Raw genomic sequence first — 5,688 nt, 5'->3', positions numbered from 1 at the left:
GGCGGCCGCCTCACCGCCGGCCTCACGCCCGGACGCCGGTCCGCCCCCGGTCCCCGGCCCGCCGGTGAGCCGCCCGGCACCGCCTCGCCCCGCCGGCGCACCGGCTCCTTCCCCGTCCGCCGTCCCCGCCTCCACGGGGGACGCGAGGGCGTCCCCGATCAGCGCCAGCTGCTCCCGCAGCACGGCGACGTCGACGGCGGCCGCCCGGTGGTCGGCCGCGAACGCCGGGTCCCGCAGCGCCCGCGCGGTCGGATCCTCCCCCAGGAGGACGGCCATCAGCGCGTCCGTACCGTCGTGCGCGGGGCCGTCGTGCGCGGTGGGTTCCCCGTGCGCCGGGCGCCCGTGCTCGGGCGCGCCGGGGGCCGGGTCCCGGTCCTCGTCGTGGGCGGGCATGTCAGACCACCTCGTCCTCGTGCAGGCGGGCGCGCAGGGCGCGGACCGCCGTGTGCAGCCTGCTCTTGACCGTGCCCTCGGGGACGCCGAGCTGCTCGGCGATGGACCGTACCGGCAGGTCGGCGTAGAAGCGCAGCACCACCACCTGGCGCTGTCCGTCGGGCAGCTCGTCCAGGCCGCGGGCGACGGCGAGGGAGAGCAGGCTGGTCTCCTCCCCGGACGGGGCCTGTGCCGGACGGAGCGAGGCGAGGCGCTCCCCGATCCGCTCCTGGCGGCGCTTGGCCCGGTGCCAGTCCATGGCCAGGTTGGAGGCGACCACCGCCGCCCACGCCGAGACGTCCCGCGGCGCCTCCCGCCCGCTCGCGGCCCGCTCCAGCAGCCGCAGGCGGACCTGCTGCACCCCGTCCGGCAGGTCCGCCTGCGGCACTCCGCCCAGGGCGAGCACCGCCCGCACCCGGCGTTCCTGCGCCGCGTCCAGCGGGTCGTCGTCCGCGGCGGCGTACGACGACCCCCGGCCGCGCCGGGTCCTTCCGCGCAGCACCGGCCACCCCCCTCACACGCTGTTTCCCCTACGACGCCGCTCCCGCCCGGAACGTTCGACCGGGTTCCGCGGATCCGGTCGAGGCGTATGTCACACCTCCGTGTGGCCCGGACCGGACCGGGCAGGGGACCTTGCGGTCCACGGCCCCCGAGGGCTGAATTCCTGCAGTTCAAAGGGGTGACGGCCGGAGGTCCGCAACCGGTGGCCGTCACCGGGGTGTCCCACGGGGTGAGCGGAGTCCGCAAAGAATTGGACAGGCGGGCCGTGGTCGGCCGCATGATGGAAGAGCCTCGGCCAGGCATTCGGATACGAATCAGGACAGAGTAGGGAGTCGCCGTGAGGGTCGGAATCGTCGGAGCCACCGGTCAGGTGGGCACGGTCATGCGCGGGATCCTCAAGGAGCGGAACTTCCCGGTCACCGAGCTGCGCCTGTTCGCCTCGGCCCGCTCGGCGGGCACGGAGCTGGACGGCGTGACGGTGGAGGACGCGTCCACCGCCGACTACAGCGGCCTGGACATCGTGCTGTTCTCCGCGGGCGGCGCGACCTCGAAGGCGCTGGCCGAGAAGGTCGCCGCGCAGGGCGCGGTCGTGATCGACAACTCCTCCGCCTGGCGCAAGGACCCCGAGGTCCCCCTCGTCGTCTCCGAGGTGAACCCGCACGCGATCGCGAACCGTCCCAAGGGCATCATCGCCAACCCGAACTGCACCACGATGGCCGCGATGCCGGTGCTGCGTCCGCTGCACGCGGAGGCGGGTCTGGAGGCGCTGGTCGTCGCCACGTACCAGGCCGTGTCCGGTTCCGGCCTCGCGGGCGTCGCGGAGCTGCACGGTCAGGCGCAGAAGGTGATCGACGAGGCCGACAAGCTGACCCACGACGGCTCGGCGGTCGACTTCCCCGAGCCCGATGTCTACAAGCGCCCCATCGCCTTCAACGTGCTGCCCTTCGCCGGCAACCTCGTCGACGACGGTCGACACGAGACCGACGAGGAGCAGAAGCTGCGCCACGAGTCCCGCAAGATCCTGGGGATCCCCGAACTGAAGGTCTCCGGCACCTGTGTGCGGGTCCCGGTGTTCTCCGGACACTCGTTGCAGGTCAACGCCCGGTTCGCCCGCCCGATCAGCGCCGAGCGCGCCGCCGAGCTGCTGGCGGACGCCCCCGGTGTCGTCCTCACCGACATCCCCACCCCGCTGCAGGCCGCCGGCCAGGACCCGTCCTACGTCGGCCGGATCCGCCCCGACGAGACGGTGGAGAACGGTCTCGCCCTGTTCGTCTCCAACGACAACCTCCGCAAGGGCGCGGCGCTGAACGCCGTGCAGATCGCGGAGCTGGTGGCGCGGGAACTGCGCGGCTGACGCCGACGGCACGAGAGGCGGGCGTCCCCGGGCGGGACGCCCGCCTCTTCTTCGTACTGCCGACTGCCGTGCGGGGGCGCCCGGTCAGTCCCGGCGGACCTCGTACAGGAAGCAGCCGTACTCGACGGCCCGTACGTGCACCAGCGCCACCTCGGGGTCGGTGAAGGCCTCGGTGAGGGCGGGTGCGAAGTGCTCCCGCGCCTCGACCAGGCGGCCGCCCAGGATGCGGCCGCCGGCGGAGTAGCGGCGGAGCGTGCGGTGGGCGTCGGTGAAGGGGAGGTCCGTGCCCTCCGGGCCCGCGCACTCCTCGGCGTGGACGAAGACGGGGCCCTGTTCGTCGTAGGCGCCGGGGTCCGCGCCCGTCTCCGCCGCCCAGCGGCGCAGCGGCGCGTAGGAGACGAGGGCGAGGCTCCCCCAGCTCTCGGCTTCGCTCGAGCCGGGGGGGGACCCCCACTCCGGGGCGGCTGCGGCGCAGACAGCAGCGGAGCGGGGCGCCGCCCTCGTCGTCGAGGGTCAGCAGTTCCCTCCGGACGGTCGGGGCGACGGGGCGCGCGGTGCGGGTCTCCATGTCCCCCGGGCTCGCTCCCGCCCGCGCGGACCGCCGGCGGATTCCGGACGTCGAGCCCGCCCCGTCGTCCACCGGACGGCACAGGGGAATCCCCATGATCCGGCTCGGTCATCGTCTCACCCCGACGTCGCGTGGAAGGATGGCGCAACCCACACATATCGAGGAGATGACCGCGTGCCTGGCACAAACCTGACTCGCGAAGAGGCGCGGCAGCGGGCGAAGCTGCTGACCGTGGACTCGTACGAGATCGATCTCGACCTCTCCGGCGCGCAGGAGGGCGGCACCTACCGGTCCGTGACCACGGTGCGCTTCGACGTCGCCGAGGACGGCGACGGCGCCGAGTCCTTCATCGACCTGGTGGCCCCCACCGTGCACGAGGTGACCCTCAACGGGGACTCCCTCGACCCCGCCGAGGTCTTCGCCGACTCCCGCATCGCCCTGCCCGGCCTGCTGAAGGGCCGCAACGTCCTGCGGGTGGAGGCCGACTGCGCGTACACCAACACCGGTGAGGGCCTGCACCGGTTCGTCGACCCGGTGGACGACCAGGCGTACCTCTACACCCAGTTCGAGGTGCCCGACGCCCGCCGGGTCTTCGCGAGCTTCGAGCAGCCCGACCTGAAGGCGACCTTCCGGTTCACCGTGAAGGCGCCGGAGGGCTGGACCGTCGTCTCCAACTCGCCGACGCCCGAACCGCAGGAGAACGTCTGGCGGTTCGAGCCGACCCCGCGCATCTCGTCGTACATCACGGCGCTGATCGTCGGCCCGTACCACTCCGTGCACAGCGTCTACGAGAAGGACGGCCGGTCCGTCCCGCTCGGCATCTACTGCCGCCCGTCGCTCGCCGAGTACCTGGACTCGGACGCGATCTTCGAGGTCACCCGGCAGGGCTTCGACTGGTTCCAGGAGAAGTTCGACTACGCGTACCCGTTCGAGAAGTACGACCAGCTGTTCGTGCCGGAGTTCAACGCCGGCGCGATGGAGAACGCGGGCGCGGTGACCATCCGCGACCAGTACGTCTTCCGGTCGAAGGTGACCGACGCGGCGTACGAGGTGCGCGCGGAGACCATCCTGCACGAGCTGGCCCACATGTGGTTCGGCGACCTGGTCACCATGGAGTGGTGGAACGACCTGTGGCTGAACGAGTCGTTCGCCACGTACACGTCCATCGCCTGCCAGGCGGCGGCGCCGGGCTCGAGGTGGCCGCACTCGTGGACCACGTTCGCGAACTCCATGAAGACCTGGGCCTACCGCCAGGACCAGCTGCCGTCCACGCACCCGATCATGGCGGACATCCGCGACCTGGACGACGTGCTGGTCAACTTCGACGGCATCACGTACGCCAAGGGCGCGTCCGTGCTGAAGCAGCTCGTCGCGTACGTCGGTGAGGACGCGTTCTTCCGGGGCGTGCAGGCGTACTTCAAGCGTCACGCGTACGGCAACACGCGCCTGTCCGACCTGCTGGGCGCGCTGGAGGAGACCTCCGGGCGCGATCTGCGGACCTGGTCCAGGAAGTGGCTGGAGACGGCCGGGATCAACGTGCTGCGCCCGGAGATCGAGACCGACGCCGAGGGCGTCGTCACCTCCTTCGCCATCCGCCAGGAGGCCCCCGCGCTGCCCGCCGGCGCCAAGGGCGAGCCGACCCTGCGTCCGCACCGGATCGCCGTCGGCGCCTACGACCTCGACGCCGACGGCAGGCTGGTGCGCGGCGAGCGGATCGAGCTGGACGTCGACGGCGAGCTGACGGCCGTCCCCCAGCTCGTCGGCAAGCGCCGCCCGGCCGTCGTCCTCCTCAACGACGACGACCTCTCCTACGCCAAGGTCCGCCTGGACGAGCAGTCCCTCGCCGTCGTCACCGAGCACCTCGGCGACTTCGCGGAGTCCCTGCCCCGCGCCCTGTGCTGGGCCTCGGCCTGGGACATGACCCGGGACGCGGAGCTCGCCACCCGCGACTACCTCTCCCTGGTCCTGTCGGGCATCGGCAAGGAGTCCGACATCGGTGTCGTGCAGTCGCTGCACCGTCAGGTGAAGCTGGCGCTCGACCTGTACGCCGACCCGGCCGCCCGCGAGAACCTGCTGGCCCGCTGGACCGACGCCACGCTGGCCCACCTGCGGTCCGCCGAGCCGGGCGGCGACCACCAGCTGGCCTGGGCGCGGGCGTTCGCGGCGACGGCCCGCACCCCCGAGCAGCTGGACCTGCTGGAGGGCCTGCTGTCGGGCACGCAGACCGTCGAGGGCCTGGCCGTGGACACGGAGCTGCGCTGGGCGTTCGTGCAGCGGCTGGCGGCGGTGGGCCGGTTCGACGAGGCGGAGATCGCGAGCGAGTACGAGCGGGACCGGACGGCGGCCGGTGAGCGGCACGCCGCGACCGCCCGCGCGGCCCGCCCGACCGAGGAGGCCAAGGCGGAGGCGTGGGCCTCGGTCGTGGAGTCCGACAAGCTGCCGAACGCCCTCCAGGAGGCGGTCATCGCCGGCTTCGTCCAGACCGACCAGCGCGAGCTGCTGGCGCCGTACACGGACCGGTACTTCGAGGTGCTGGCGGACGTCTGGGCGTCCCGCTCGCACGAGATGGCCCAGCAGATCGCGGTCGGCCTCTACCCGTCGATCCAGGTCTCGGGCGGGACCCTCGACAAGACGGACGTCTGGCTGACGTCCGCCGAGCCGGGCGCGGCCCTGCGCCGCCTGGTCTCGGAGTCCCGCGCGGGCGTGGAACGCGCCCTGCGCGCCCAGGCCGCGGACGCGGCGGCGGGGGCCGCCCAGTAGCACCGGTCCTCCGGAAGGGGGGGCGGCGGGGGGGCCCCCGGGGGCCCCCCCGCGCCCCCCCCCCCCCCCCCCC

Annotated in this window: 3 protein-coding genes and 2 pseudogenes; 2 read left to right on the top strand and 3 right to left on the bottom strand. The window is 73.2% G+C overall.

From position 1 onward, the window contains the following. Positions 1-393: pseudogene (locus ABTY20_RS34650) on the bottom strand (hypothetical protein); the annotation flags it as partial. 1 nt (position 394) lies between these two features. Beyond that, on the bottom strand, positions 395-934 hold the full coding sequence (locus ABTY20_RS34645; protein WP_352001123.1) for an RNA polymerase sigma factor: 540 nt from the start codon (positions 932-934) through the stop codon (positions 395-397). A gap of 336 nt (positions 935-1,270) precedes the next feature. Here ABTY20_RS34645 and ABTY20_RS34640 point away from each other — a divergent pair, with 336 nt between their 5' ends. Beyond that, on the top strand, positions 1,271-2,287 hold the full coding sequence (locus ABTY20_RS34640; protein WP_352001122.1) for an aspartate-semialdehyde dehydrogenase: 1,017 nt from the start codon (positions 1,271-1,273) through the stop codon (positions 2,285-2,287). Positions 2,288-2,371: 84 nt separating this feature from the next. Here ABTY20_RS34640 and ABTY20_RS34635 read toward each other — a convergent pair. Beyond that, a pseudogene (locus ABTY20_RS34635) lies at positions 2,372-2,855 on the bottom strand (DUF1203 domain-containing protein). A gap of 174 nt (positions 2,856-3,029) precedes the next feature. On the opposite strand from ABTY20_RS34635, the gene pepN reads away from it, so the two are divergent. Beyond that, on the top strand, positions 3,030-5,615 hold the full coding sequence (gene pepN / locus ABTY20_RS34630) for an aminopeptidase N (protein ID WP_352001121.1): 2,586 nt from the start codon (positions 3,030-3,032) through the stop codon (positions 5,613-5,615). Positions 5,616-5,688 lie beyond the last annotated feature (73 nt).

The sequence above is a fragment of the Streptomyces sp. NPDC126497 genome (assembly GCF_040302425.1).
In the GTDB taxonomy this organism is placed as follows: Bacteria; Actinomycetota; Actinomycetes; order Streptomycetales; family Streptomycetaceae; genus Streptomyces.
This window is presented reverse-complemented; position numbering and strand designations above follow the sequence as displayed.